Raw genomic sequence first — 3,738 nt, 5'->3', positions numbered from 1 at the left:
TGGGCTTAGTCATCCAACATGCGAAAAGTGTTTTTACACACTCTGGGCCGATAGCCGCCGGTCCCAGCAAGTCAAAAAAGTGGTCAGATGAGCATATCTCCCTAATAGGTAATTAGTTAGAGAACGCAAACCTGTACGGCTAGCAAAGAACCAGAATACTAATGTTCATCTGGCTCCAGCTAACCGCACAGCCCTAGGAACGCAGCGGCAATACAACGCCAATGGCTATAAAAGCAGCACCACAGCCTTGATTGAAACGGCGCCCGACTCTGGCAAGCCACTTGCTGATGCGATTGGCCAGACTGGCTACCAGGAGTTCGATACTGAATTCCACTACTGCGAAAGTGCCCGCCAGTACAACAAACTGAATCAACAGGCTGCGGGTCGGATCTATGAATTGGGGCAGAAACGCGGCGAAGAACAATATCACCTTGGGGTTGCTGATGGCGGCGAGTGCGCCCTGACGAAACAGCGAACCTGGCGCCCGGGGAACGGCCGCAGTGTGGGCGGCGATACCAATGGGCGGTGAGCGCCAGACCTGGATTCCAAGCCAGACCAGATAAGCGCCGCCGACCCATTTCAGCACCGTCAGCCAGGCCAGCGACGCGCTGAGTAGTGCACCAATGCCAAACATCGACAGTGCGATGACGACGACGAAACCAATGCAGCCGCCCAGAATGGTGAAGAGCGTCATGCGACGGCCATACAGTGCGCCATGGGTCAGCGCCAGCAAGCCATTTGGGCCGGGCGACAACGACAGACCGGTAGCCGCCAGCAGATAGATCAACCAGGTTTCAAGTGCCATGGTCCGACGGTACTCCAGTGTTGTGAATCTGCGCAGTTAACCAATTGCCTTGCCCGTCACGGTTTTTTGCGATCAGGGGGAGCACAGGCGAGTTTGGAGCCTCACCATCTCGGATCAAAAGCTCGAAAATCCCACCGCGAATACAATGCTCCTATTCGGGCCGTCAATCGAGACCTCAGAGAATAAGCACGACAAACAAGCAAACAGATTTGTATTGGTACTTTCACAGAAACCCGAAAAGCCCATTTAACCGTCAGCGGCCCGAAACCAGGGGGGCCTAAAATGGGTAAATCATGAAGGTTAGGCGTGGTCAATTCCTAGAACATCAGCATGGCAATAACCTGTTCTGCGGTATACCAACTCTCGCCGATGGCCCAGCAGTCGACAAGCCACAGAAGTTGCTGAAACTGTTTCCAGAAAACCGCGATATGCGCTGACTGCTTTACACTAACGCAGCACCACTGACTTTGTTGCGTTCCTTTACTTCATCTAGATCCGTAACAAAGATAATCCCCATTCATCCAACCTTTTTTGAGAAACGCCTTACCTTATGACCGACGAATCAGCGTTGCTGGCAGACCTCAAAAAGCGCAAGCCCGGAGCTGCCGAGAAAGCGGTATACCTGCACCACGGGTTCCTTATCACGATGGTTAGGCCGCTGGTAGGTGATGACCTGGCTAATGACGTGGTTCAGAACACCTGGATAAAGGCACTGGGAGCGATCGACAGCTTTGAAGGTCGCAGTCAATTCAGGACATGGCTTGCTCGAATCGCACTGAATGAAGCCAAAGGGTTACTGCGCAAACATCAGCGCGAGGTATCACTGGACTCAGCTGAGGCAAGTGTCGAATCACCCATCGCGAACAGATTCAAGGAAAGTGGCGGCTGGCAGGCTCCACTGCATACCTGGCACCACGAAACCCCCGATGCGCTACTCACCGAGGCGGAGCTACAAGAGTGCATCAACAAGCATCTGCATAAACTCCCGGAAGCACAGAGGGGCGTGGTCATGTTGCGGGAAATGGGCGGTCTGGGGTTCGAGGAAATCGCTGCGGAGCTGGGACTCAGCGAAGGCAATATTCGTGTGCTATTGCACCGGGCGAGGCAAACCATGCATGCGATGTTGAATCATTTCGAGGAGGAAGGCACATGCTGAGTTGCTGGGAAATGTCGGAAATGGGCTCGGATATCATCGACCAGAATTTGAGCTTCAATTCTCGTATGGCAGTGATGATGCACATAAGCATGTGCCGGCATTGTCGCCGTTACATAAAACAGCTGTCGATGACTTCTGACGTCCTCAAACATCTCCCATTGCCGGCACAGCCCCAGGAAGTTGCCACAGTGTTGAAGGCGCTCCAGGAGAACGGGGCAAGCCTATAGGCGTGTTCAAATCCGGCGAGCCAGTCTCATACACTCATTACCGGATTGACTCCTCACCGCGCCCGGCCATCAAGTAGTGCATCCACGATAAGATCCAGGCGCTCGGCGGTGTAATCTGGCTTGTTCATGATTTCTGGAAATCGCTTGCCACTTCTACCCAGGAACGCGGTTCCCATGCCTGCCTTGTGCGCGCCGTGGATATCCCAACCGTGGCATGCGATAAGCGTCATTGCCGCGGGCTCAACGCCGCATCGCTGGGCACAGTGCAGATAGACCTCCTTGCGCGGCTTCCACAATTGCACCTCATCAACCGAGATAACCTGCTCGATAAAATCCTTTACTCCGGCACGGGACAGAAGCTTGTTGGTGACCTCTTGGCTGCCGTTAGTGAGCGCGACCATCCGCATTCCACTTTCGGCCAGACGACCCATGGCGGGCGCCACATCATCATAGGCATCAAGCTGGGCAAAGGTACCGATGATCTGCGCACGCTGCTCCGGAGTCAGCAAAACCCCGTTTGCCCTGGCAATCGACTCAAGCGTATCAAGCGCGACGTCGCGAAAAGGGCTGTAGCTGTCGGTTGCATTGAGTGCAAAGGCGTTGCGAAGTAACTGCGCAAACCATGTTTCCAGTGTATGGCCAGGCAAGCCAGCAGTTTCGAGCTCGACGCGCAGGGGTTCAAGTGGAAACAGGGTTTCGATCACATCGAACACCACTACCGCAGGTTTCATGCTCATGGGAACTCCTTGGGTGACAACCAGCGAAAACGGCCAGCGACAAGCTGGCCCAGGTGAAAGCTTTGGTCTGCAAAACCTCAGGAGGCTCTAGGACCATGCCATCTGGCGTCAAGGCACAAACGGTCTTCACCCTTGAATGCGATCAGCAACACACTGGCTGCAAAGATAATCAATGAAGGGTAGAAAAGAGCATTGGTATTACCCAGATACCAGCCCCAAGGATCAATAACCGACGCTGATACCGCCAGTAACGAGGCCGCATTAAAAAGGAGCTGTAGGCCGTAAACCCATTTGCGGAAAATGCCTATTACCACCGCAAGGCCGATCAAAACCTGAACCAGGCCAGCGATGGGCAGCAGAAGATCCGAGGCAAGAAAGCCGAAGTAGAATTTCTCCGCCACGGCGATACCGTGGGCGGTGTTGAAAATCTTGTCTGCTCCCCATATGACCAGAAGCCATCCCATCGATACTCTCAAGCCAAGCAAAGACCACGCTTTCACTGTGATTTCTCCCAAGCAAATTTCTTGAACGGCTCGTCGACTGGTGTTTTGGCAATATGGTTAACGTAGTTGCTCATTACCTTTTGCGAGACTCCAAGGATTACCTCAAGAACCTGTTGCTGGGCGTAACCCGCAGCGTAAAAATCATTCAGCTCCTGCTTGCTGACTTCCCCACGCTTGCGCACTACCGCAAGAACGAAGGTTCTCAATGCCTCAAGCTTGGCGTTCGGCAGGGCCTTTTCGTCGCGTAGTGCATCGATGTTAATGGCCAATTAATCTGACCCACCTCTGGCCAACAATTTTGACCCACCCA

General features: G+C 53.6%; 5 protein-coding genes. 1 reads left to right on the top strand and 4 read right to left on the bottom strand.

The window, feature by feature from the left end:
* Positions 1–193: 193 nt before the first annotated feature.
* On the bottom strand, positions 194–805 hold the full coding sequence (locus tag AAC076_RS17265) for a LysE family transporter (protein WP_339848088.1): 612 nt from the start codon (positions 803–805) through the stop codon (positions 194–196).
* Between the two features lie 550 nt (positions 806–1,355).
* Here AAC076_RS17265 and AAC076_RS17260 point away from each other — a divergent pair.
* A complete protein-coding gene (locus AAC076_RS17260) occupies positions 1,356–1,961 on the top strand; it encodes a sigma-70 family RNA polymerase sigma factor (RefSeq protein WP_339848085.1) in 606 nt (201 codons plus the stop codon).
* A 280-nt stretch (positions 1,962–2,241) separates the two neighbouring features.
* Here the strand turns inward: AAC076_RS17260 and AAC076_RS17255 are convergent, their stop codons facing one another.
* The 3 genes from AAC076_RS17255 to AAC076_RS17245 all read right to left on the bottom strand — a co-directional run bounded on the left by AAC076_RS17255 (position 2,242) and on the right by AAC076_RS17245 (position 3,697).
* On the bottom strand, positions 2,242–2,925 hold the full coding sequence (locus AAC076_RS17255) for a haloacid dehalogenase type II (RefSeq protein WP_339848083.1): 684 nt from the start codon (positions 2,923–2,925) through the stop codon (positions 2,242–2,244).
* Between the two features lie 77 nt (positions 2,926–3,002).
* On the bottom strand, positions 3,003–3,425 hold the full coding sequence (locus AAC076_RS17250; RefSeq protein ID WP_339848080.1) for a DoxX family protein: 423 nt from the start codon (positions 3,423–3,425) through the stop codon (positions 3,003–3,005).
* The gene (locus AAC076_RS17245; RefSeq protein ID WP_339848077.1) at positions 3,422–3,697 is read right to left on the bottom strand and encodes a hypothetical protein; all 276 of its coding nucleotides are present in this window, start codon (positions 3,695–3,697) and stop codon (positions 3,422–3,424) included. The genes AAC076_RS17250 and AAC076_RS17245 overlap by 4 nt, the downstream gene beginning before the upstream one ends.
* Positions 3,698–3,738 lie beyond the last annotated feature (41 nt).

Source organism: uncultured Halopseudomonas sp. (assembly GCF_963977355.1).
Lineage (GTDB): Bacteria > Pseudomonadota > Gammaproteobacteria > Pseudomonadales > Pseudomonadaceae > Halopseudomonas.
The sequence above is the reverse complement of the archived record's forward strand: the minus strand, read 5'-3'. Positions and strand labels throughout refer to the sequence as shown.